The 21280-nt window shown below is 41.6% G+C and carries 27 protein-coding genes; 26 read left to right on the top strand and 1 reads right to left on the bottom strand.

Annotated features, from left to right (window positions below; translation table 11 throughout):
- Nucleotides 1–77: 77 nt before the first annotated feature.
- From ubiD to rplQ, 26 genes are all read left to right on the top strand, one after another.
- Nucleotides 78–1556: a 4-hydroxy-3-polyprenylbenzoate decarboxylase gene (ubiD, locus tag ACYVIL_RS17615; RefSeq protein WP_460313810.1), complete on the top strand. Its 1479-nt coding sequence runs from the start codon at nucleotides 78–80 to the stop codon at nucleotides 1554–1556.
- Between the two features lie 22 nt (nucleotides 1557–1578).
- Nucleotides 1579–2277, top strand: coding sequence for an NAD(P)H-flavin reductase (gene fre / locus ACYVIL_RS17610; protein WP_460313808.1), 699 nt, complete (start codon nucleotides 1579–1581; stop codon nucleotides 2275–2277).
- A 474-nt stretch (nucleotides 2278–2751) separates the two neighbouring features.
- On the top strand, nucleotides 2752–3171 hold the full coding sequence (locus tag ACYVIL_RS17605) for a hypothetical protein (protein WP_460313806.1): 420 nt from the start codon (nucleotides 2752–2754) through the stop codon (nucleotides 3169–3171).
- Between the two features lie 12 nt (nucleotides 3172–3183).
- Nucleotides 3184–3339 (top strand): hypothetical protein, encoded by a 156-nt coding sequence (locus ACYVIL_RS17600; RefSeq protein WP_460313804.1) that lies wholly within the window; start codon nucleotides 3184–3186, stop codon nucleotides 3337–3339.
- A gap of 229 nt (nucleotides 3340–3568) precedes the next feature.
- Complete coding sequence (locus tag ACYVIL_RS17595) at nucleotides 3569–4093, top strand: PEP-CTERM sorting domain-containing protein (RefSeq protein ID WP_460313801.1); 525 nt, start codon at nucleotides 3569–3571, stop codon at nucleotides 4091–4093.
- A 220-nt stretch (nucleotides 4094–4313) separates the two neighbouring features.
- Nucleotides 4314–6728 carry a ribonuclease R gene (gene rnr, locus ACYVIL_RS17590; RefSeq protein ID WP_460313799.1) on the top strand — a complete coding sequence of 805 codons (2415 nt, stop codon included), beginning with the start codon at nucleotides 4314–4316 and terminating at the stop codon, nucleotides 6726–6728.
- 2 nt (nucleotides 6729–6730) lie between these two features.
- Entirely contained in the window at nucleotides 6731–7471 is a 741-nt protein-coding gene (rlmB, locus tag ACYVIL_RS17585; protein WP_303474480.1) for a 23S rRNA (guanosine(2251)-2'-O)-methyltransferase RlmB, read from the top strand.
- Nucleotides 7472–7778: 307 nt separating this feature from the next.
- Nucleotides 7779–9419 carry an AMP-binding protein gene (locus ACYVIL_RS17580; RefSeq protein WP_303474479.1) on the top strand — a complete coding sequence of 547 codons (1641 nt, stop codon included), beginning with the start codon at nucleotides 7779–7781 and terminating at the stop codon, nucleotides 9417–9419.
- A 283-nt stretch (nucleotides 9420–9702) separates the two neighbouring features.
- Nucleotides 9703–11073 carry a DUF4397 domain-containing protein gene (locus ACYVIL_RS17575; protein WP_303474478.1) on the top strand — a complete coding sequence of 457 codons (1371 nt, stop codon included), beginning with the start codon at nucleotides 9703–9705 and terminating at the stop codon, nucleotides 11071–11073.
- 297 nt (nucleotides 11074–11370) lie between these two features.
- The gene (gene rplN, locus ACYVIL_RS17570) at nucleotides 11371–11739 is read left to right on the top strand and encodes a 50S ribosomal protein L14 (protein ID WP_008846203.1); all 369 of its coding nucleotides are present in this window, start codon (nucleotides 11371–11373) and stop codon (nucleotides 11737–11739) included.
- Between the two features lie 12 nt (nucleotides 11740–11751).
- Nucleotides 11752–12066: a 50S ribosomal protein L24 gene (rplX, locus tag ACYVIL_RS17565; protein WP_008846202.1), complete on the top strand. Its 315-nt coding sequence runs from the start codon at nucleotides 11752–11754 to the stop codon at nucleotides 12064–12066.
- Nucleotides 12067–12082: 16 nt separating this feature from the next.
- A complete protein-coding gene (gene rplE, locus ACYVIL_RS17560; RefSeq protein WP_216049649.1) occupies nucleotides 12083–12622 on the top strand; it encodes a 50S ribosomal protein L5 in 540 nt (179 codons plus the stop codon).
- A gap of 11 nt (nucleotides 12623–12633) precedes the next feature.
- On the top strand, nucleotides 12634–12939 hold the full coding sequence (gene rpsN / locus ACYVIL_RS17555; RefSeq protein WP_216049650.1) for a 30S ribosomal protein S14: 306 nt from the start codon (nucleotides 12634–12636) through the stop codon (nucleotides 12937–12939).
- A gap of 12 nt (nucleotides 12940–12951) precedes the next feature.
- Nucleotides 12952–13344: a 30S ribosomal protein S8 gene (rpsH, locus tag ACYVIL_RS17550; protein ID WP_303474477.1), complete on the top strand. Its 393-nt coding sequence runs from the start codon at nucleotides 12952–12954 to the stop codon at nucleotides 13342–13344.
- Nucleotides 13345–13357: 13 nt separating this feature from the next.
- On the top strand, nucleotides 13358–13891 hold the full coding sequence (gene rplF / locus ACYVIL_RS17545; RefSeq protein WP_303474476.1) for a 50S ribosomal protein L6: 534 nt from the start codon (nucleotides 13358–13360) through the stop codon (nucleotides 13889–13891).
- A 12-nt stretch (nucleotides 13892–13903) separates the two neighbouring features.
- Nucleotides 13904–14257 (top strand): 50S ribosomal protein L18, encoded by a 354-nt coding sequence (gene rplR / locus ACYVIL_RS17540; protein WP_303474475.1) that lies wholly within the window; start codon nucleotides 13904–13906, stop codon nucleotides 14255–14257.
- Between the two features lie 9 nt (nucleotides 14258–14266).
- Complete coding sequence (gene rpsE, locus ACYVIL_RS17535; RefSeq protein WP_216049654.1) at nucleotides 14267–14770, top strand: 30S ribosomal protein S5; 504 nt, start codon at nucleotides 14267–14269, stop codon at nucleotides 14768–14770.
- A gap of 6 nt (nucleotides 14771–14776) precedes the next feature.
- Nucleotides 14777–14959 (top strand): 50S ribosomal protein L30, encoded by a 183-nt coding sequence (gene rpmD, locus ACYVIL_RS17530; RefSeq protein WP_008846195.1) that lies wholly within the window; start codon nucleotides 14777–14779, stop codon nucleotides 14957–14959.
- A 3-nt stretch (nucleotides 14960–14962) separates the two neighbouring features.
- Nucleotides 14963–15397, top strand: a complete 435-nt coding sequence (gene rplO, locus ACYVIL_RS17525) for a 50S ribosomal protein L15 (protein ID WP_303474474.1) — start codon at nucleotides 14963–14965, stop codon at nucleotides 15395–15397.
- Between the two features lie 5 nt (nucleotides 15398–15402).
- The gene (gene secY, locus ACYVIL_RS17520; protein ID WP_303474473.1) at nucleotides 15403–16722 is read left to right on the top strand and encodes a preprotein translocase subunit SecY; all 1320 of its coding nucleotides are present in this window, start codon (nucleotides 15403–15405) and stop codon (nucleotides 16720–16722) included.
- Between the two features lie 24 nt (nucleotides 16723–16746).
- Nucleotides 16747–16863 carry a 50S ribosomal protein L36 gene (gene rpmJ, locus ACYVIL_RS17515; RefSeq protein ID WP_216049658.1) on the top strand — a complete coding sequence of 39 codons (117 nt, stop codon included), beginning with the start codon at nucleotides 16747–16749 and terminating at the stop codon, nucleotides 16861–16863.
- 132 nt (nucleotides 16864–16995) lie between these two features.
- The gene (gene rpsM / locus ACYVIL_RS17510; protein ID WP_008846192.1) at nucleotides 16996–17352 is read left to right on the top strand and encodes a 30S ribosomal protein S13; all 357 of its coding nucleotides are present in this window, start codon (nucleotides 16996–16998) and stop codon (nucleotides 17350–17352) included.
- 12 nt (nucleotides 17353–17364) lie between these two features.
- On the top strand, nucleotides 17365–17757 hold the full coding sequence (gene rpsK / locus ACYVIL_RS17505) for a 30S ribosomal protein S11 (protein ID WP_216049659.1): 393 nt from the start codon (nucleotides 17365–17367) through the stop codon (nucleotides 17755–17757).
- A gap of 24 nt (nucleotides 17758–17781) precedes the next feature.
- Nucleotides 17782–18402: a 30S ribosomal protein S4 gene (gene rpsD / locus ACYVIL_RS17500; protein WP_303474472.1), complete on the top strand. Its 621-nt coding sequence runs from the start codon at nucleotides 17782–17784 to the stop codon at nucleotides 18400–18402.
- A 22-nt stretch (nucleotides 18403–18424) separates the two neighbouring features.
- Nucleotides 18425–19414, top strand: a complete 990-nt coding sequence (locus ACYVIL_RS17495) for a DNA-directed RNA polymerase subunit alpha (RefSeq protein ID WP_303474471.1) — start codon at nucleotides 18425–18427, stop codon at nucleotides 19412–19414.
- Between the two features lie 42 nt (nucleotides 19415–19456).
- Complete coding sequence (gene rplQ, locus ACYVIL_RS17490; RefSeq protein ID WP_303474470.1) at nucleotides 19457–19858, top strand: 50S ribosomal protein L17; 402 nt, start codon at nucleotides 19457–19459, stop codon at nucleotides 19856–19858.
- Between the two features lie 88 nt (nucleotides 19859–19946).
- Here rplQ and ACYVIL_RS17485 read toward each other — a convergent pair whose 3' ends face one another.
- Nucleotides 19947–20708 carry a hypothetical protein gene (locus ACYVIL_RS17485; RefSeq protein WP_303474469.1) on the bottom strand — a complete coding sequence of 254 codons (762 nt, stop codon included), beginning with the start codon at nucleotides 20706–20708 and terminating at the stop codon, nucleotides 19947–19949.
- Between the last annotated feature and the right edge of the window lie 572 nt (nucleotides 20709–21280).

The following is a 21280-nucleotide window of genomic DNA, read 5'->3' as shown; positions in this document are numbered from 1 at the left end:
AACTAAATTCCCACTTCTCTCGTATAACGCCTTCCACAGGTTTATACTTACAGGCACTGAAGAGATAGCGGTTCAAGATGAAATACAAAGACTTACGAGATTTTATTGCACAGTTAGAAAGTCGAGGTGAACTAAAGCGAATTTCGCTTGAGGTCGATCCTGACTTAGAAATGACCGAAATCGCTGATCGCACCTTGCGTGCTGGTGGCCCGGCAATCTTATTTGAAAACCCGAAAGGGCATAAAATACCGGTTTTAGCGAACTTATTTGGCACACCAGAACGGGTTGCTTTAGGTATGGGGCAAGAAAGTGTGTCTGCCCTTCGCGAAGTGGGAGAATTACTCGCGTACCTTAAAGAGCCAGAGCCGCCAAAAGGGTTAAAAGACCTATGGGAAAAGTTGCCGGTATTTAAACAAGTGTTGAATATGCCCGCCAAAGAAGTACGCAAAGGGGTTTGTCAGCAAGTTGTGATAAGCGGCGATGATGTTGATTTGTCGACGCTTCCCATTCAGCGCTGTTGGCCAGGCGACGTTGCTCCCTTAATTACATGGGGCTTAACGGTTACCCGCGGTCCGAACAAAAAACGACAGAACTTAGGGATTTATCGCCAACAGGTAATTGCTAAAAATAAAGTCATAATGCGTTGGTTGTCTCACCGCGGTGGAGCTCTGGATTTTAGAGAGTTTTGTCAGCAAAACCCGGGTGAAAATTATCCAGTTTCTGTGGCCCTTGGTGCTGATCCTGCAACCATACTTGGCGCTGTTACGCCGGTTCCTGATAGTCTGTCGGAATATGCTTTTGCGGGCTTATTACGTGGAGATAAAACTGAAGTTGTTAAATCCATCAGCAATGATCTGCAAGTCCCCGCCAATGCGGAAATTGTCTTAGAAGGTTACATTGCGCCTGGTGAAACCGCCCCCGAGGGGCCTTATGGAGACCATACTGGCTACTACAACGAAGTGGATGAGTTTCCAGTTTTTACTATCACCCATATCACTCATCGGAAAGATCCCATTTATCATTCCACCTATACTGGCAGACCACCTGATGAACCGGCAATTTTGGGTGTCGCTTTAAATGAAGTCTTTGTCCCCATCTTGCAAAAGCAATTTCCTGAAATCGTGGATTTTTATCTTCCGCCAGAGGGCTGTAGTTATCGATTAGCGGTAGTGACCATGAAAAAACAATATCCTGGCCATGCTAAACGCGTAATGATGGGAGTCTGGTCGTTTTTACGTCAGTTTATGTATACCAAATTTGTGATTGTTTGTGATGATGACGTCAATGCCAGAGATTGGAACGATGTTATTTGGGCCATTACAACCCGTATGGATCCCGCACGAGATACCACCTTAATTGAAAACACGCCCATCGATTACTTAGATTTTGCCTCGCCTGTTTCTGGCCTTGGTTCCAAAATGGGAATGGATGCCACCAACAAAATGCTTGGTGAAACAGACCGAGAGTGGGGCGAGCCAATTGAAATGGAGCCCGCAGTTAAGTCCTATGTAGATGAAATTTGGGATAGCTTAGGGCTGTCACCTAAACCTGAATAATATAAGAGAAGCTAGCGTTTTTATGTCATCAATACGTTGTAAAGTAGAATCAATTGAACCCTTAACCGATATTGTTAGCCGAGTAAAATTGGCAGCTTTAAGTCCAATATCCTTCAAAGCTGGACAATACGTCAAAGTTATTATGGGAGAAAACGACTCACGCCCATTCTCTATTGCTAATGCTCCCGATGGTAGCAATCAAATCGAGTTACATATCGGAGCCGGCGCTGGTAACGATTATGCTGGGCAAGTTCTAGAAAAAATGAACACCCACGGAGAAATTGACATCGAAGGTGGTCATGGTGAAGCCTTTTTTCGCGATACAGATATTAAACCTACTATTTTGTTAGCGGGTGGAACGGGGTTTTCCTATACCTACTCAATTCTTCAACAAAGATTAAAAATAGCTGATGACCAACCCGTTTTTTTATACTGGGGCACCCAAAAATTAGCTGATATGTATGAATACGAGGTGCTAATTGAGCTCGAAAAAGAGCATAAGCATTTTCGATTTATTCCGGTAGTCGATGCGCCCGATGAACAATGGCAAGGTAAGTCAGGATGGGTACATCAAGCGATTCTAACTGACTTTGTAAGTCTGGAGCCTTATCAGGTTTACGTTGCTGGTCGATTTGAGATGGCAGGTGTTGCCCGTGATGATTTCCAAAAACAAGGTTTATTGTTGGAAAATCTTTACGGAGATGCTTACCAGTTTATTTAATGACAAAACGTCAAGGTAAAAATTGTAAGCTAATCATCAGTCTATAAAAGCCGCTTAATTGATTTAAGCGGTTTTTTATATTCATCAGCTCAAAACAGTAACTTGTTTATCAATCTATTTCCCCATAGACTCGAGTGTAAAAAATAATCAAGGCGTTAAACAAGTACTCCGGGATGGAGATAAAATAACGGGGCTACAACTAGCTGATGATTCTATTGTAAGAGCAAAGTACTATGTTGATGCGACTGGCATTACAGGGTTATTTAGAAAGACTTTTAGTATCGAAAACTGGTCGCCTCATGAATTAAAAAATATTGCAGTATGGAATTATTGGACTAACGCCGATTGGGCCGTTGAGATTGGTTAAGGTGCGACACGAGTACAAGTTAGAAGTTTGCCCAATATTGGTATGCTGCTAATGGCTGTTTTACAGATTTACAACAAAATTGTTCTGCCATAGCCAAAGAAGCTGGATTGCAGTTATCACCTGAAAAAGCATGGCAATGGCTTAGTCAAGGGGGCTTCACTACCGAACAATTGGGTTTGGCAACGTTTGGCTCTTTTGATATATCTTCTGCACGTCAATTAATTAGTAAGTTCGACAAAAGCGAACGTGTTAGTCAGATGAAAATTTCAGGTTTTAATATGTTTAAGCTTAATACTCGCGGTGCTATGCCGTTTTTTTTGGGACATTTGGAGAATGGTGAAATTACACAGGTACCCTGCTTAAAAAGGGGACAACAAGTTCTTCCTGATATTGGCTATTACCAAACTATGACTCAGTTGCTAAAACAAACTTCTGACATTCATATAATTTTGGCTAACTTAAAAAGCAAAATTGCAAATGAAGTGCCCCCAGCTAAGCAAAATCCAACATTTAGTGCATGCATTTAAGCTTTAGAAGCAATGGCAGAACAAAATTGGGTTGAATGTAAAGTGAATAAAAAGAAGCCAATTATAAATATTGGCGCTGCAGAATCCCGACATATTAGATCAAGTGCCCAGGCTGATAAAGCAATCGCAAAATCTAAAAATGCCCACATATTAAAATCAAATATATAAATTTTAACAGTGTTTAAGTTGCGACTCGTTGTAAAAGTGATTTATTAATATGGGTAAATTTTTTGTTAACTTTTTTTACGTAATTATTTTTAATCTAATAAGCTTAATAAGTATCACTCTGATAAATATAATATTTATTTTTTAGGCTTGCTTTTTGCTTGCTCAATAATTGCACAATAGTATTCATGAAATTGACTTTCGGCACTGACTGTTTTGAAAGGGAAATAAAATGAAAAAAATATTTACACGAGCGTTTGTTCCAATGTTGTTATTAACCGCGGGATCATATGCTCACACTGCAAGTGCTGGTATTATTGATCTAAGCGGAAAAGACTCAGATGGTTACTCAAACACATTTATTTATAATGAATCTCAAACAGGTTCTCTTGATTCCATTTCTTTCGATTTAAATATTGAGCATTTTAATTTTGGTGGTTCTTGGGGATCTGATACTCGTATATCACTTACTCATGAATCGGGTTTTGACATTGAATTTGAAGGCGGCACTGATTTTGGTTGGGGAGATGGCCCAGGCCTTTACAATTTTGTAGGTGATTTTGCTATCGCCGGTGGTCCTGCTAACGCCTCTGGTGTTTGGACGGTTAGCTTGCGTGATATTTTTGACGATCAAGGTGTTGATTCTACCTTCGGTGCAGGCTCAACGGTGACATTAAATATAACCGATGTACCAGAACCTGGAATTATCGGAATTTTAGGACTTGGTTTATTTGCTATGCGCAGGCGATTTACGTAAACCTAAATTGTTCAGGGAAAACTGGAGTACTCGCTCCAGTTTTAGTTTCTAAATTAAGTTTTACTATTGATATGTTGTGGCATTTTAAATTTGCCCTAATTCTGAAAAACGCTTTAAATCATCTCCCGCTTAAGTATATTGAACTAGCCTTAGTATAATTTATCTTCAATTTATTAAAAAAAGCTTAGTTTCGTAACAATCAATGGCTATAATGCCGAGCATGAATATAAAAAATAAACAAAATTTAGAAAAAAACGATCCTCATTTCCTGCGTGAAAAAGACAAATATGAAAACCCTGTAGCAAGTAGAGAATATTTGCTGCAGGTCATGGTAGAGCAAAAAACTCCCCTTACATTTTTAGAAATTTGCCAGTTAGTCAAAGCCTCCGACGAAGATAGCCGCATAGGTGTTCAACGGCGCTTAAGAGCCATGGAGCGCGAAGGTCAAATAGTCTTCAATCGTCAGAAAAAATATGGCGTGGCCGATAAAATGGAACTCATTAAAGGCCGGGTAATAGGCCACCGAGACGGTTTTGGCTTCCTTAAACGCGATGATGGCGAAAAAGATTTATTTATCCATCAAGCGCAAATGCAAGCGCTACTTCATGATGATGTAGTGTTAGTCAAAGAAAGTGGCACTGATAATCGTGGGCGCAGAGAAGCGAGAATTGCACGAATCATTGAGCCGCGCTCAGAGCCCATTGTGGGACGATATTTTGTTGAGCATGGCGTCAGCATGGTGATCCCCGACGATAGCCGGATCAATCATGAAATTATGATCCCAGCTGAGCATGTTAATGGTGCTCGCCAGGGAAACGTTGTTGTAGTGGAAGTCATACAGCGTCCTCGTAAACGCGTTAGTCCTATTGGCAAGATACTCGAAGTACTTGGCGAGCATATGGCTCCAGGTATGGAAATCGAAATGGCATTACGCACATTTGATATTCCCCATGACTGGCCGAAAGCGGTAAGCAGACAAGTTGCCAGCTTAAAAGAACAGGTACCGGAAGATGCGAAACAAAATCGCATTGACTTGCGTCAATTACCGCTGGTTACTATCGATGGTGAAGATGCCCGTGACTTTGATGATGCGGTATTTTGTGAACCTTTAGATAATGGCGGTTGGCAACTTTGGGTCGCTATTGCAGATGTCAGTTATTACGTGAAAACCGGTACAGCTTTGGATGATGAAGCGCAACAGCGCGGTAACTCCGTCTATTTCCCTGAGCAAGTTGTACCTATGTTGCCAGAGGTGTTGAGTAACGGCTTATGTTCTTTAAACCCTGAAGTTGACCGCTTGTGTATGGTGTGTGAAATGGCTATCAGTGCCCAAGGAAAGCTTCAAGATTATCAATTTTACGAAGGGGTGATGAATTCCAAAGCTCGCCTTACGTATACCAAAGTGGGGGCTATTTTAGACGGCGACCCAGAATTACATAAACGCTACGCTGAGCATGTCCCTCATTTACGCAATTTACACGATATGTATCGCGTGCTGAAAAAAGCACGCAATAAACGTGGGGCGATTGAGTTTGAGACCCAAGAAAGTAAATTTGTGTTTAATGCCCAGCGAAAAATAGATCATATTGTTCCAGTTGTGCGCAATGATGCCCATAAGCTAATTGAAGAATGTATGATTTTGGCGAATGTATCAGCGGCGCAATTTTTAGAAAAGAATAAAGCACCCGCATTGTACCGTATTCACGATGAACCCAATGAAGACCGTTTGACTTCTTTTACGTCTTACTTGAAAGAAGTAGGAATTGAACATCGCATCGGTAAAGACGCAAAACCCGAAGATTTCACCAATTTAGTTGGTAAAATTGAGGGACGTCCAGATCAAGAGCTAATACAAACCATGTTGTTGCGCTCCATGAAACAAGCCGTATATGACAATGACAACATAGGTCACTTTGGTTTGGCACTAGAAGCCTATGCTCACTTTACGTCGCCCATTCGACGCTACCCAGATTTAGTTGTTCATCGGGCAATAAAGGCCGTGTTGGACAAACAAGCTGGCCGCAAAAGCAAAACGGGGGGCAAATCCTATAGTGAAGAAGAAGTTGATGCTTTGGGTGAGCAATGTTCAATGACTGAACGTCGAGCTGATGATGCCACAAGAGATGTTGCGGATTGGCTAAAATGTGAATTTATGTTGGATCATGTGGGTGATCTTTTTGAAGGCGTAATTGCGTCTGTCACTGGTTTCGGCTTTTTTGTGCGTCTTAGTGAGTTTCATATCGACGGGCTTGTTCATATTTCATCGTTAGAAAATGATTATTATCACTTTGATGAAGTGAAGCAGTGTTTAGTGGGGGAAGCGTCCGGAAAACGCTATCGTTTAGGTGACCCCCTTAAAGTTAAAGTGGCAGCCGTTAATCTAGATGAACGAAAAATTGATTTTATCTTAGATGAGCCTAAGGGCCGAGGTGCTAGAAAAGGCGCAGCAAAGAAACCAAGAAAAACCGCCGATAAAGCTCAACCAAAAGGGCAAGGCAATAAACCGAACCAAGAAAGTGCTTCTTCAACCGGCAGGACTCAAAATAGCGCTGGAAAAGCCAAGGGTAAGGGCGCAGAAAAATCAACGACTAAGGCACCAAGGTCCAAACGTCGTTCAGCAAAGAGGAATAAGTAGGCATGGCTCAGCAAGAGTGGTTATATGGGATCCACGCATTAGAAGCAGTTATTCAGCGGGAACCTGAAAGACTCATTGAGTTATATGTGCTCAAAGGACGAGAAGATGATCGTCTGTTTAATATCATCAATCAAGCTCGACGATTTGGCATTGCAGTGCAATTCTGTCAACGTAAAGCGTTAGATGACAAAGTCAATGGCGAACAACATCAAGGCGTTGTTGCACGGGCTAAACCTGGCAAGCAGTATAGTGAAAATGACCTCATGTCTATTGTTGAGGAAAATGACAAACCCTTTTTACTTATCCTTGATGGGGTGACTGACCCTCACAACTTAGGTGCATGTTTACGTACAGCAGAAGCGGCTGGTGTTCATGCCCTTGTGGTACCTAAAGATAAGTCTGCAGCCTTAACACCCACAGTACGCAAAGTGGCCAGTGGCGCTGCCGATGTGATTCCTTTGGTACAAGTAACAAACCTGGCAAGAACACTAAGAGAACTTCAGAAAGCAGGGGTATGGATTGTTGGTACCGCTGGCGAAGCTAAGCAAAGTCTCTATGAATGCACTTTTACTGGACCTACTGCACTTGTGATGGGCGCAGAAGGTAAAGGAATGCGCAGATTGACTCGTGAACATTGTGATGAACTAATTAAGCTGCCAATGGCCGGCACTGTCACTAGTTTAAATGTTTCAGTAGCAACGGGTGTTTGTTTGTTTGAAATCGTGCGTCAAAGAATGTCGTAACAAATCTATTCTGGGTTTATTCGCTTCCGCTAACCCTCTGTTAGCAGCGAATAAACTCGACAATCGGCATACTAATATCGCTCTCTCTGTAGTGTAATTCCCTTTTTTATCCCCTATATTTAACTTCAAAACTTAAACGAATAGTTTTCTATCAGCAAAAGTGATTATTGATTTATCGAAAATATAGTTCATTCAACCCCAAGCAGTGTTCTAATAGTGTTATCTTTTTGTTAATTTAAAGGTTAGGCGCATATTTTCATTGATTGATAACGCCGTTCAGTCTAACCGGAAAGAATTAGGTATCCAAATGACCATGAAAACTCCCTTAGAATCATTTTACGAAAAAGTAAAATCCCACCCAAATAAAATCTATTTAACTCAGCCTCATAACGGCGAAGTAACAGATTATAGTTGGCAACAAGTTGATCAGGAAGTGCGTCGAGTTGCCCAGGGCTTAACCAACTTAGGGTTACCTAAGGGCAGCCATATTGGTCTGATTTCGAAAAATTGTGCTGAGTGGTTTATAACGGATTTAGCCATTATGATGGCGGGGCACGTGTCTGTACCTATATTCCCAACGGCTGGCGCTGATACTATATCTTATGTGTTAGATCACGCAAAATGTGCTGTTGTTTTCGTGGGCAAATTGGAACATCCAGCTCAGCAAATCGCTGCCATCCCTGATACTGTTAAAAGTATTGCTTTTCCTCATGTTAAGGGGATGTGTGATATGGATTGGGAGGCCTTTAAAACCGACGAAGGATTTAAGGGAAGCCCTGTACCTAATATAAATGATGTCATGACTATTATTTATACATCAGGGAGTACGGGAAACCCTAAAGGTGTGGTGCAGACTTATGAATCTGTTAGTTGGACAGCACAATCGTCGTTAACAGCATTAACGGTCAACGAACAAGACAGAATTTTAAGTTATTTACCCCTTGCTCATATTACTGAGAGAATATTAGTGGAAATGGCCAGTTTGTACTCGGGCCTACACATTTATTTTATCGAATCTTTAGATACGTTTAAGACCGACATTCAACGTTGTCAGCCTACCTTATTTATATCCGTGCCTCGACTCTGGACGCGCTTCCAAATGGGGGTGTTAGCACAAATGCCTCAGAAAAAACTTGAGCGACTTTTACGTATCCCAATTATTAAAGGAATAGTTGCCAAAAAAATCCGTAAAGGATTAGGATTAGATAATGCCCGTCTTTGTGCCAGCGGTTCGGCTCCCATACCTCCAGCGACTATCCACTGGTTTAATCGCATTGGCGTAGAAATTTCTGAAGGATGGGGGATGACCGAGAACTGTGCTTACGGTACCAGCAGTGTGCCTTTCCGGGCAGATAAAATAGGTTGTATCGGAAAGGCTTATGAGGGCGTTGATATTCGAATTGCGGAGGATGGCGAGATTCAAGTAAAAGGTCCTTGTAATATGAAGGAGTACTATCTAGAAGGGGAGAAAACGGCAGAAGTCTTTACTGAGGATGGCTATTTACGTACCGGCGACAAAGGTGAATTAGATAACGAAGGATATATTCGTATTACTGGGCGGTTAAAAGACATCTTTAAAACGGCTAAGGGCAAATATGTCACTCCAGCGCCAATCGAGTCTCTTATTATGGAAAATGAAATAGTTGAACAAGTTTGCGTAACAGGCAGCGAACTAAAGCAACCTATCGCACTGTTAATTGTGTCTGAGTTAGCCAGACAACATAGTAATGAAAAAGTAATTGAGTCTTTAGAGAAAACAATTGAAAACGTCAATGCCAAATTGGAAAGTCATCAAGTGTTAGATAGGTTAGTAGTACTGGGTGACGATTGGACAGTAGAAAACGACCTTTTAACGCCAACTTTAAAAATAAAACGCCATGTTTTAGAGAAAAAGTACGAAGATGTGATTAATGCACCTTACAAAGAAAAGGTGGTTTGGTTATCATAGGGAGATATTTCCATCTCAATTAATCAGATTTGGATATAAACTACTTACAAAATGGTAGGCAGTAAAAGGCAGTGCTCATTTGAAGTAGGGGCGGTTAAGTTAGATAGTGCTAATTTTTTTATTGGTATTTCTAAGGGTAATGCCCATTGTTTATAACGATGTTGACGGGTTTTTTTAAAAGTTTATGCAAAGGTTTGAACTTTTATTTAGTGTATGAATCCTAACTTCGGTATAGAATCCTCTGCAATTAGATTTTGCGCTTGTTTTTAAGGAAAGTGTTTTAATGCGAAGTAAAGTTAGTTTTGCCCTGATGGGTGTGTTTTTGGCCTCAGGGTTAACAGCCTGCAGCAGCTCGGATGATAATGATACAGAATTCAGTTCTTCTGGTTATATTCAATTCTATAATGGTTCAGCAAATAGTGCATTAACCACTATGCGAGGCACTGAAGAAACACAAGTTTTAGCATCTTCTTCTTACGGTGATGTTACCAGTATGATCCAGACAAACACAGGGTTTACTGAAATAGAGTTTTACCGTACAGATTCAGACGACCAGGAAGTGATTTTGGAAACCCGTGAGATTGATTTACCAGATGGTCAAAAAACCTTGGTAATGCTTACTGGTGATTTCGAATCCCCAACCTTCAATGAATACCGGTTTGATCGTGAAGAGTTAGATGATCATTTTCGCCTTTTCGGGATTTCAGTAGTCACCGATCAAAGTAGCTATGACTTGTACATGAGTGATTCTGGTTCACCTTTTAGTGAAGCGAACTTGTTATCTACCATAAACTACGAAAGCTTAGATGAAATGGAGTTTTGGGCACCGGATGACGATGATGAAAATTTCGACGAAGGTAGCTATACGATTTATCTTACTGAACCGGGTTCAACAGATGTCATTTTTGAATCAAATACAGTTTCTTTCCAGTTCGCCAGTGAATATGTGCTTGTAATTCGCAGTAGTAGCGGAGCAATTCAAGATGGTATTGAAGTTGACTTAGTGCTTAACTCATCTACGGTATCTAACCTTGATGACGTCAATGCCAGTGCTCAGTACCGTCTATACAATAGTCTTGATGACGGCGCGGTTGAATTTACCTTAGAAGGTAATGAAGATACTGATCCTTCAGAAGTAAGTGCAAACGAGAAAACTGATTTTAATGAAATAGAATTCGGCGATTATCGTTTGTCAGCAGAATTAACTTCAGACAGCAGCGTAAGCTTTAACAATCGCTTAGTAACGTTAAACCAAGGTGAAAGTAAGGCTATCATTGTTTATCAGGATGCTGATGAGAATCTTACATCATTATCTTTTGATGAAAGTAGCCAACCACAGGTTTACGATAAAGAAGTCGTAGCGGCTAACTTAGTGTCTGATTTCATCGACGTTGATTTATATTTTGTGCGTAAAGATGAGACCATTGAGTCTGCTGAGTATTTAATCTCTAGTATCGATTTTGGTGAATCAAAATCGGTGACCTTGCCAAGTGATTTTTATGAATTGGTAGCGGTATTCGACGACAATGAAGATACTCAAATTTTATTGGATAGAACTGAACTACTTGGATTAAATGAAGAAGCAAATTACATTATAACCATTGAAGAGTCCGCAGACTCACCAACGGGTTATAAGATTTCACTTCTTTATTAATCGATAAAACTTAAATTATTAAAATCGGCTCATTAGAGCCGATTTTTTATTCTCGCAATTGATTTCCTGCCACTTTATCTTCGCTGTAAACCAAAATTGACTGAATATTATTTATTCTATAATTATTTTCAAATTGCGCTATCGCAACGCTTTATTTTCTGTTATAGTTTCGCGCCCTTTTTATAGGGGTATGTATAAATTTTCTGCAAGCAAAAAAGCCAATTGGTCTAAGTTTGTAAGAATTTTTGTAGCTTTAACGGCCCGTGAGGGTCTTAATTTAAACAGCGGAGCACTAACATGATCCAAATGCAAACTAACCTGGATGTTGCCGACAACTCCGGCGCTCGCAGGGTTCAGTGTATTAAGGTTCTTGGTGGCTCGCATCGCCGTTATGCACATATCGGTGACATCATCAAAGTTACTGTCAAGGAAGCAATTCCTCGTGGCAAAGTAAAAAAAGGTGACGTTCTGAATGCAGTGGTGGTGCGTACTAGGAAAGGCGTTCGTCGAGCAGATGGTTCTACTATCCGTTTTGATAATAATGCAGCTGTTTTGCTTAATGCAAACAAGCAACCTATTGGTACGCGTATCTTTGGCCCGGTCACACGTGAGCTTCGTGGAGATTCTTTCATGAAGATCATTTCATTGGCCCCAGAGGTACTATAAGGAGTCACGATAATGGCTAGAAAAATTCGTCGTGATGATGAAGTAGTCGTATTAGCAGGCAAAGACAAAGGAAAACAAGGCAAAGTCCTTAAAGTACTAGCGTCTGAAGACAAGCTAATAATAGAAGGTGTGAATTTGGTGAAAAAACACCAGAAGCCTAATCCTCAATTGAATGTCCCTGGTGGCATCGTTGAAAAGGAAGCAGCAATTCACGTATCAAATGTAGCGGTTGTTAACCCAGCGACGGGTAAAGCAGATCGCGTTGGTTTCCGTTTTGAAGATGAGAAGAAAGTTCGTTTCTTCAAATCTAACGGCGAACTAGTTTAATTAATTGGAGAGTACGATGGCGAAACTGCATGATTTCTATAAAGAAACAGTAGTGGGAGAACTTGCGAAGCAGTTCAACTACAAAAGCGTCATGCAAGTCCCTCGGATCGAAAAAATCACCTTAAACATGGGTTTAGGTGAAGCGATAGCGGACAAGAAAGTTTTGGAAAACGCGCAGGCTGATATGGCTGCGATTGCTGGACAAAAACCAATTGTTACTGTTGCTCGTAAGTCTGTAGCGGGTTTTAAAATCCGTGAAGGTTATCCGATTGGCTGTAAAGTAACCTTACGTGGTGAACGTATGTGGGAATTCTTGGAACGTTTGATTTCAATTGCAATTCCTCGTATCCGTGACTTCCGTGGCTTGAATGCAAAATCATTCGATGGCCGTGGTAATTACAGCATGGGTGTGCGTGAGCAAATTATCTTCCCTGAGATCGACTTTGATAAAGTTGATAAAATTCGCGGTATGGATATTACTATCACTACTAGCGCAAACTCAGACGATGAAGCAAAAGCGCTTTTAACCGCTTTTAACTTCCCGTTTAGAAAATAAGGTGTAGGGTTATGGCAAAAGAATCAATGAAAGCGCGCGAAGTAAAACGCGCCAAGCTAGCAGCAAAGTACGGTACTAAACGTGCAGAGCTAAAAGCGATTATCAGCGATGTTAACGTTACTGATGAAGAACGTTGGGATGCTGTTCTTAAGCTACAACAACTTCCACGTGACTCTAGTTTATCACGCAAGCAAAACCGCTGCCGTGTAACTGGTCGTCCACATGGGTTCCTACGCAAATTTGGTCTTAGCCGTATAAAGTTGCGTGAAGCAGCTATGCGCGGTGAAGTCCCTGGCCTTAAAAAAGCCAGCTGGTAAGGAGTAGCCAATATGAGCATGCAAGATCCTATCGCGGATATGTTTACCCGCATTCGTAACGGCCAATTAGCAAGCAAAGTAACAGTTGCTATGCCTTCTTCTAAACTTCGCGTTTCTATCGCTAAAGTTTTAAAAGATGAAGGTTATATCACTGACTTCGCTGTTTCTGGTGACGTTAAGCCTGTAATTGAAGTAGCACTTAAATACTTCGAAGGCAAAAAAGTAATTGAGAGCATTGAACGAGTCAGCCGTCCAGGTCTGCGCATCTATAAGAAAAAAGATGAGCTTCCTAAAGTGATGGGTGGTTTGGGCATTGCTATCGTGTCTACCTCAAAAGGTGTGATGACTGACCGTGCAGCGCGTAAAGCTGGCATGGGCGGTGAGATCATCGGTTATGTAGCGTAACGGGAGATAGAATATGTCACGTATAGCAAAAGCTCCTGTCGATATTAAAGCTGGTGTAGAAGTAACTATCGCTGGTCAAAATGTCACAGTAAAAGGAAAAAACGGTACTTTGGACCGTGTATTCAACGAAGCAGTTGAAGTCGTACAAGAAGAAAACCAATTGAAAGCATTACCTCGTGAAGGTTTTGCTGGTAATTGGGCTCAAGCTGGTACTGCTCGCTCTATTTTGAATGCAATGGTTGCAGGTGTATCTGAAGGGTTCGAAAAGAAATTACAACTTAATGGTGTTGGTTACCGTGCTCAAGCACAAGGTAGCAAATTAAACCTTACGTTGGGCTTCTCTCACCCAGTAGTTTATGAAATGCCTGCTGGTATTTCAGTTGAAACACCTACCCAAACTGAAATCGTCGTTAAAGGCGCTGATAAGCAAGTGGTAGGTCAGGTTGCAGCTAATATTCGTGCTTACCGTCCACCAGAGCCTTACAAAGGCAAAGGTGTTCGTTATGCTGATGAAGTTGTGCGTCGTAAAGAAGCTAAGAAAAAGTAGGTAGGTGATACGATGGATAAGAAATCAGCTCGCTTGCGCCGCGCTACCCGCGCTCGCAAAAAAATCAGTGAACTGGCCGCGCATCGCTTGGTTATTAACCGCACACCTCGCCACATATACGCGCAGTTAATCGCGCCAAGTGGCTCAGAAGTGTTAGCGGCGGCTTCTACTGTAGAATCAGAACTTCGTAATTCCCTTAAGTCTACGGGAAATTCAGAAGCAGCTGCTGCAGTAGGTAAAGCGATTGCAGAACGTGCTATAGAAAAAGGCATCAAAGAAATTGCTTTTGACCGTAGTGGTTTCAAATATCACGGTCGAGTTAAAGCATTAGCTGACGCTGCTCGTGAAGCAGGCCTTCAGTTCTAGGAGTTAATTATGGCTAAAGTAGAAGTTCAACAACAGGGTGACCTGTTAGAAAAGTTGATCGCTGTAAACCGTGTATCAAAAGTTGTTAAAGGTGGTCGTATCTTTAGCTTTACTGCTTTGACAGTAGTTGGTGACGGAAATGGTCGTGTTGGCTTTGGTTACGGTAAGGCACGTGAAGTACCTGCTGCAATCCAAAAAGCAATGGAAAAGGCGCGTCGCAATCTTGTGAACGTAGACCTTAACGGCAACACATTACAGCATCCAATTAAAGGACGTCACTCAGGCTCCAAGGTTTACATGCAACCAGCATCAGAAGGTACTGGTATTATTGCCGGTGGTGCAATGCGTGCAGTTCTTGAAGTTGCAGGTGTACAAAACGTACTTTCAAAATGCTACGGCTCAACAAACCCAATCAACGTTGTTCGTGCAACAATCAATGCTTTAGTAGAGATGAATTCTCCTGAAGGAATTGCTGCTAAACGTGGATTGCCTGTTGACGAAATTTTGGGGTAATTGAACATGGCTAAGATGATTAAAGTAAAGCAAACTAAAAGCTCTATTGGTCGTCTACCTAAACACAGAGCTACATTGACTGGTTTAGGTTTGCGTCGCATCGGGCATGTTCGTGAGTTGGAAGACACCCCAGCCGTTCGTGGCATGATCAACCGTGTATATTACATGGTTGAAGTAGTGGAGGAGTAAGATATGAAATTAAATACTATTGCTCCTGCACCTGGAGCTAAAAATTCTGGTAAGCGCGTAGGTCGCGGTATCGGTTCAGGTCTTGGTAAAACTGGTGGCCGTGGTCACAAAGGTCAAAAGAGTCGCTCAGGCGGTTCTGTTAAGCCTGGTTTTGAAGGCGGACAAATGCCAATTCAACGCCGTCTACCTAAGTTCGGTTTCACTTCTCGTGTTTCTTTCGTCTCTGACCAAGTTACATTGAGTGAAATTGCTAAAGTAGAAGGTGATGAGGTTTCACTAGAGACTTTGAAAGCAGCAGGTCTTGTTAAAAAAGAAATGCTAAACGTCAAAGTAATGAAAAGTGGCGAAATCTCTCGCGCAGTTACTGTAAAAGGTTTAAAGGTATCTAAAGGCGCACTTGAAGCAATTCAAGCCGCTGGCGGTAAAGTAGAGGAATAAGCTAGATGGCAAAACCAGGACAGGATTCAAGCGCTAAAGGCGGCTTGAGCGAGCTTAAATCAAGATTGTTGTTCGTACTAGGTGCGATCATTGTATTTAGACTCGGTTCATACGTACCTATTCCTGGTATTGATGCCAATGTGTTAGCTCAATTATTTGAGCAGCAAAAGGGCACTATCGTGGAAATGTTTAATATGTTTTCAGGTGGTGCACTTGAGCGCGCATCGGTTCTTGCCCTAGGTATAATGCCATATATTTCGGCATCAATTATTATGCAGTTGCTGACAGTTGTGCATCCGCCAATGATTGAGTTGAAAAAAGAAGGTGAAGCTGGACGTCGTAAAATAAGTCAATACACTCGTTACTTTACGTTGGTGTTGGCCACGTTCCAAGCAATTGGGATTGCGACTAATCTTCCGAACCTGATATCAGGTTTGGTGATTGCTCCTGGCTTCGGTTTTTACTTTACTGCGGTAGTGAGTTTGGTTACTGGTACCATGTTTTTGATGTGGTTAGGTGAGCAAATTACCGAAAGAGGTATCGGCAACGGTATCTCCATTTTGATCTTTTCTGGTATTGTTGCCGGTCTGCCTACAGCGATTGGTCAGACTGCGGAGCAAGCCAGACAGGGTGACATAAATGTACTATTGTTATTGCTAATTGGCGTAATCATTGTTGCCATTACATATTTTGTTGTGTTTGTAGAGCGCGGTCAACGACGTATTGTTGTAAACTACGCGAAGAAACAGCAAGGCCGTAAGGTATTTGCAGCACAAAGTACACATTTACCACTTAAGGTAAATATGGCTGGTGTTATTCCTCCAATCTTTGCTTCTAGTATTATTTTGTTCCCTGGAACTATCGCAAGTTGGTTCGGTCAAAATGAGTCATTCTCCTGGTTACAGGATGTGGCTTTAATGTTGTCCCCTGGGCAACCTTTGTACGTGATGTTATACGCTGCGGCGATTATCTTTTTCTGTTTCTTCTATACAGCGTTGGTGTTTAACCCTCGTGAAACAGCAGATAATTTGAAGAAGTCTGGTGCTTTTGTACCTGGTATTCGCCCTGGTGAGCAAACGTCTCGCTACATTGATAAAGTAATGACACGCCTTACTTTGGCAGGCGCACTTTACATAACCTTTATTTGTTTGGTGCCTGAGTTCATGTTGATCGCTTGGAACGTTCAGTTCTATTTCGGCGGCACATCACTACTTATTATTGTAGTGGTAATCATGGATTTCATGGCGCAGGTGCAGACTCATTTGATGTCACATCAATATGAATCTGTTCTTAAGAAAGCGAATCTTAAAGGCTACGGTCGTTAAGATAAGCGTTTACGGAGTGGTGATATGAAAGTTCGTGCATCCGTTAAAAAGATTTGCCGTAGCTGCAAAGTCGTAAAGCGCAATGGCGTTGTACGTATAATTTGTAGTTCTGACCCTAAGCATAAGCAAAGGCAAGGTTAATCGAAATGTGGTATTTGGGTGAAATCGGTCATACTACCGACTCACCCAAGCTTAATTTGCAATTTGGTCATCGGGTAAGTATCCTATCGGGCTTTTTAGGCTGATGACAATAATTTAAGAGGAGTGCTGTTAATGGCCCGTATCGCTGGCATTAACATCCCTGAACACAAGCACGCTGTGATTGCTATCCAATCAATCTATGGCGTAGGCGCGACACGTGCGAAAAGCATTTGTGAAGCTGCTGGTGTTACAGAGTCAACCAAGATTAAAGATCTTGATGAAACAACGATTGACAAGCTTCGTGACGAAGTCGCGAAATTCATGGTAGAAGGTGATCTTCGCCGTGAAGTGTCAATGAACATCAAACGTTTGATGGACCTAGGTTGCTTCCGTGGTATACGCCACCGTCGTAGCTTACCTCTACGTGGTCAGCGCACTAAAACAAATGCGCGTACCCGTAAAGGTCCTCGTAAGCCAATTAAAAAGTAAGCGAGGTTAGTTATGGCTAAAGCACCTACAAAGAGCACGCGTAAGCGCGCAAAACGTCAAGTTGCAGACGGTATGGCTCATATCCATGCGTCTTTCAACAACACAATAGTGACAATTACTGACCGTCAAGGTAACGCCTTGTCTTGGGCAACGTCAGGTGGTTCAGGTTTCCGTGGTTCACGTAAATCTACCCCTTTTGCTGCACAGGTTGCTGCTGAGCGCGCAGGTATTGCTGCTCAGGATTACGGTTTGAAAAACTTAGAAGTATTCGTTAAAGGTCCAGGTCCAGGTCGTGAATCTGCTATCCGTGCTTTGAATGCAACTGGTTATAAAATCACTAATATTACCGATGTGACACCTATTCCTCACAACGGTTGTCGTCCACCGAAAAAACGTCGCGTTTAATCGACGGACAGTTGGAGAAAGATCATGGCTAGATATTTGGGTCCAAAACTCAAACTTAGTCGTCGCGAAGGAACAGATTTGTTCCTTAAAAGTGGCGTTCGAGCAATTGACTCGAAATGTAAGATAGATACTGCCCCAGGTCAGCATGGAGCCCGTCGTGGCCGTTTGTCTGATTACGGTGTGCAGTTACGTGAAAAGCAAAAAGTACGTCGTATGTATGGCGTATTGGAAAAGCAGTTCCGTAACTACTATAAAGAAGCAGCGCGTTTAAAAGGCAACACAGGTGAAAACTTGCTTCAGCTTTTAGAACAGCGTCTTGACAATGTTGTTTACCGTATGGGATTTGCTAGTACACGTGCTGAAGCTCGTCAGCTAGTAAGTCATAAAGCTATTATGGTTAACGGTAAGGTTGTTAATATACCTTCTTTTAACGTTTCTGCTGAAGACGTTGTTTCCGTTCGTGAAAAATCTAAAAAGCAAGCACGTATTGTTGCTGCATTAGAATTGGCGGACCAACGTGAAAAACCAACTTGGATTGAAGTAGACAGCAAAAAAATGGAAGGCGTTTTCAAACGTATTCCAGAAAGAACTGATTTGTCTGCTGAAATTAACGAACAGTTGATCGTCGAACTTTACTCTAAGTAAAGCATAATCAAGAGAGGAAACAATGCCGGGTTCTGTAACTGAATTCCTAAAACCAAGGTTAGTGGAAATAGAAAACTTATCACCAACACGCGCTAAAGTGACACTTGAGCCATTAGAGCGTGGTTTTGGTCATACTCTTGGTAACGCGCTTCGTCGCATCCTTTTGTCATCGATGCCTGGTTGCGCCGTGACAGAAGTAGAGATTGATGGTGTATTACATGAGTACAGCACTAAAGAGGGTGTTCAAGAAGATGTCATCGAAATTTTGCTTAACCTTAAAGGTTTGGCTGTTAAAATCGAAGGCAAAACTGAAGCTACTCTTACTTTAGTCAAGTCTGGTGCAGGCCCTGTTACTGCTGGTGATATTCAGCATGATGGAGATGTAGAGATCTTTAATCCTGACCACGTTATTTGTACGCTAACCGGCGATGCCGAGTTAAACATGCGTATCAAAGTCGAAATGGGTCGTGGATATGTTCCTGCGTCAACTCGCCGTTCCTCTGAAGAAGATGATCGACCTATCGGTCGTTTGTTAGTTGATGCTTCTTACAGTCCAGTAGAACGTATTGCTTATAATGTTGAATCTGCTCGTGTTGAACAACGCACAGATTTGGATAAATTAATTATTGATATGGAAACCAATGGAACTTTGGATCCGGAAGAAGCGATTCGTCGTTCAGCTACTATTCTAGCTGAGCAATTAGACGCATTCGTTGAACTTCGCGATATTTCAGAGCCTGTTGCTAAAGAAGAGAAGCCGGAATTTGATCCTATTCTTCTTCGTCCAGTTGATGATTTAGAGCTTACTGTACGTTCAGCTAATTGTTTGAAAGCTGAAGCTATCCAGTACATTGGTGACCTGGTGCAACGCACTGAAGTTGAGCTGTTAAAAACGCCTAACTTAGGTAAGAAATCTCTTACCGAGATTAAAGACGTGTTGGCATCTCGTGGTCTTTCTTTGGGAATGCGCCTTGAAAACTGGCCCCCAGAGAGTATCGCAGAAAAAGATTAATCAGGTCGCAAGATAAACTGATTTGTAAAGAAGGATAGAGCTATGCGCCATCGTAACAGTGGTCGTCAGTTAAATCGTAACAGCAGTCATCGTCAAGCAATGTTTAAAAACATGGCTGGCTCATTAGTTAAGCACGAAGTTATTAAAACAACGTTGCCTAAGGCTAAAGAACTGCGTCGCGTAATCGAGCCTCTTATCACACTTGCTAAGCAAGACAGTGTAGCTAATCGTCGTTTGGCGATGGCACGTACTGGTGATAAAGAAGTTGTTGGTAAATTATTCAGTGAACTTGGTCCGCGCTATGAAGCTCGCCCAGGCGGATATCTTCGCATTTTAAAATGTGGTTTCCGTTCAGGTGACAACGCGCCTATGGCCTTCGTTGAACTAGTTGACCGTCCAGTTATTGAAGAAGTTGAAGAAGCTGAAGTAGTAACTGAGGAGTAATCACTCCAAACCCATTAAAAAGCCGAGCTAATGCTCGGCTTTTTTGTAGCTATTGCCTGCTAAATACTCAGACTATTTATCCTTGGTACTATTGTTTTTTAATGAAGGCCAACTGCTCTTCCGTAGCGCCGGCATTTTTCGCATATTTTAATAAGTCTTCAGCTGGGACCCCAGCATTCATTGCGGTAACTAAAATCCGCCTTACACTCTCTTGCTCTTCGGCCGATTCTCGTAAAGCGGTAGTAACGACCTGTTCGGCTTCATCTGGGAAAGACGCTAGTAAAGCATCGACAACATACTCTCCCACAAACGGCATTGCTGAAACCGCTGTTTTAATAATTTCTACCATTTCATTTGGGTGTGACCGAGACAGCGTTTGAACAATATTGTCTGCAGAGTCGGGTTCAGTTTCTACTGCTATTCTGACAATCTCGTCCATTTCATCCGGAGTTGAGAAAGCCGCTGCTCTTACAATAAAGTCAACATAGCTTGGTTCTGCATTAATTGCTGTCTCTACAATACTAGAGCAGCTACTAATCCCCTTTTCAATGGCTAGTGATACTACCTCACCGGTTAAAGCCGGTTCAGCGGAAATTGCGGCATGGATAATTTCTTTATACTTTTCTGGATATAAATCAAGAGCAGTACTAACTACTCCAATGGCTTCTCTGGGATAATTTCCTACAATACTCTTTATCGCTCGGCCGATAGACATCGACTGATCAACATGTTTCTTTACAAAGTCCGCGGTTAAGCGATTATTATTGTCATCTACGACAGTTGTTGGAATTGCGTATGCGTGTGTAGTCAAAACACCCAAAATTAATGCAATTGGGGTAATACTTTTCATAATAAACACCTACTTAGACTTACTAATCTAGTTTACGACAACAGAAATCACCTAGAGTTTAAAAATAACAACAATTTGTTTTAAATAATACACAAATCAGTTTTTGTTCGATAAATAATCTTAATTTAAAAATATTAAATTAATTTTAATATTATTTGGTAATTAAGCTTGACCTTAGTTAATAAATCACTACAATGCGCTCAGCTTTTGCAGGACATCAATAGTTTGGCTAACCAACCTTAAGATAAACTGAAAAGCAGAAAAAAAGATTAAATAATTTAGAAAATAAATTGTTGACATCAAATAACGGAAGTGTAGAATACGCCTCCCGCTTGAGAGAGACCTAACGGACTCAATCAGCAAACAAGATTTACAGGTAACGCCAAATGGCTGTAACCCAGTGTAAAAACCTTCGGGAAACGCACTGAACGTTCTTTAACAATTTACAACAAGACAATCTGTGTGGGCACTCATTATAAGAGTGCTTACCAAAAAAAGTTCATATTTCGAAAGAAGTTTAATTGAAGAGTTTGATCATGGCTCAGATTGAACGCTGGCGGCAGGCCTAACAC

The sequence above is a fragment of the Aliiglaciecola aliphaticivorans genome (assembly GCF_054782055.1).
This window is presented reverse-complemented; position numbering and strand designations above follow the sequence as displayed.

Excerpts from the sequence above, each read along its gene's own strand:
- ubiD (WP_460313810.1), top strand. The coding sequence starts at position 78 with ATGAAATACAAAGACTTACGAGATTTTATTGCACAGTTAGAAAGTCGA.
- fre (WP_460313808.1), top strand. The coding sequence starts at position 1,579 with ATGTCATCAATACGTTGTAAAGTAGAATCAATTGAACCCTTAACCGAT.
- ACYVIL_RS17600 (WP_460313804.1), top strand. The coding sequence starts at position 3,184 with ATGGCAGAACAAAATTGGGTTGAATGTAAAGTGAATAAAAAGAAGCCA.
- ACYVIL_RS17595 (WP_460313801.1), top strand. The coding sequence starts at position 3,569 with ATGAAAAAAATATTTACACGAGCGTTTGTTCCAATGTTGTTATTAACC.
- rnr (WP_460313799.1), top strand. The coding sequence starts at position 4,314 with ATGAATATAAAAAATAAACAAAATTTAGAAAAAAACGATCCTCATTTC.
- rlmB (WP_303474480.1), top strand. The coding sequence starts at position 6,731 with ATGGCTCAGCAAGAGTGGTTATATGGGATCCACGCATTAGAAGCAGTT.
- ACYVIL_RS17580 (WP_303474479.1), top strand. The coding sequence starts at position 7,779 with ATGACCATGAAAACTCCCTTAGAATCATTTTACGAAAAAGTAAAATCC.
- ACYVIL_RS17575 (WP_303474478.1), top strand. The coding sequence starts at position 9,703 with ATGCGAAGTAAAGTTAGTTTTGCCCTGATGGGTGTGTTTTTGGCCTCA.
- rplN (WP_008846203.1), top strand. The coding sequence starts at position 11,371 with ATGATCCAAATGCAAACTAACCTGGATGTTGCCGACAACTCCGGCGCT.
- rplX (WP_008846202.1), top strand. The coding sequence starts at position 11,752 with ATGGCTAGAAAAATTCGTCGTGATGATGAAGTAGTCGTATTAGCAGGC.
- rplE (WP_216049649.1), top strand. The coding sequence starts at position 12,083 with ATGGCGAAACTGCATGATTTCTATAAAGAAACAGTAGTGGGAGAACTT.
- rpsN (WP_216049650.1), top strand. The coding sequence starts at position 12,634 with ATGGCAAAAGAATCAATGAAAGCGCGCGAAGTAAAACGCGCCAAGCTA.
- rpsH (WP_303474477.1), top strand. The coding sequence starts at position 12,952 with ATGAGCATGCAAGATCCTATCGCGGATATGTTTACCCGCATTCGTAAC.
- rplF (WP_303474476.1), top strand. The coding sequence starts at position 13,358 with ATGTCACGTATAGCAAAAGCTCCTGTCGATATTAAAGCTGGTGTAGAA.
- rplR (WP_303474475.1), top strand. The coding sequence starts at position 13,904 with ATGGATAAGAAATCAGCTCGCTTGCGCCGCGCTACCCGCGCTCGCAAA.
- rpsE (WP_216049654.1), top strand. The coding sequence starts at position 14,267 with ATGGCTAAAGTAGAAGTTCAACAACAGGGTGACCTGTTAGAAAAGTTG.
- rpmD (WP_008846195.1), top strand. The coding sequence starts at position 14,777 with ATGGCTAAGATGATTAAAGTAAAGCAAACTAAAAGCTCTATTGGTCGT.
- rplO (WP_303474474.1), top strand. The coding sequence starts at position 14,963 with ATGAAATTAAATACTATTGCTCCTGCACCTGGAGCTAAAAATTCTGGT.
- secY (WP_303474473.1), top strand. The coding sequence starts at position 15,403 with ATGGCAAAACCAGGACAGGATTCAAGCGCTAAAGGCGGCTTGAGCGAG.
- rpmJ (WP_216049658.1), top strand. The coding sequence starts at position 16,747 with ATGAAAGTTCGTGCATCCGTTAAAAAGATTTGCCGTAGCTGCAAAGTC.
- rpsM (WP_008846192.1), top strand. The coding sequence starts at position 16,996 with ATGGCCCGTATCGCTGGCATTAACATCCCTGAACACAAGCACGCTGTG.
- rpsK (WP_216049659.1), top strand. The coding sequence starts at position 17,365 with ATGGCTAAAGCACCTACAAAGAGCACGCGTAAGCGCGCAAAACGTCAA.
- rpsD (WP_303474472.1), top strand. The coding sequence starts at position 17,782 with ATGGCTAGATATTTGGGTCCAAAACTCAAACTTAGTCGTCGCGAAGGA.
- ACYVIL_RS17495 (WP_303474471.1), top strand. The coding sequence starts at position 18,425 with ATGCCGGGTTCTGTAACTGAATTCCTAAAACCAAGGTTAGTGGAAATA.
- rplQ (WP_303474470.1), top strand. The coding sequence starts at position 19,457 with ATGCGCCATCGTAACAGTGGTCGTCAGTTAAATCGTAACAGCAGTCAT.
- ACYVIL_RS17485 (WP_303474469.1), bottom strand. The coding sequence starts at position 20,708 with ATGAAAAGTATTACCCCAATTGCATTAATTTTGGGTGTTTTGACTACA.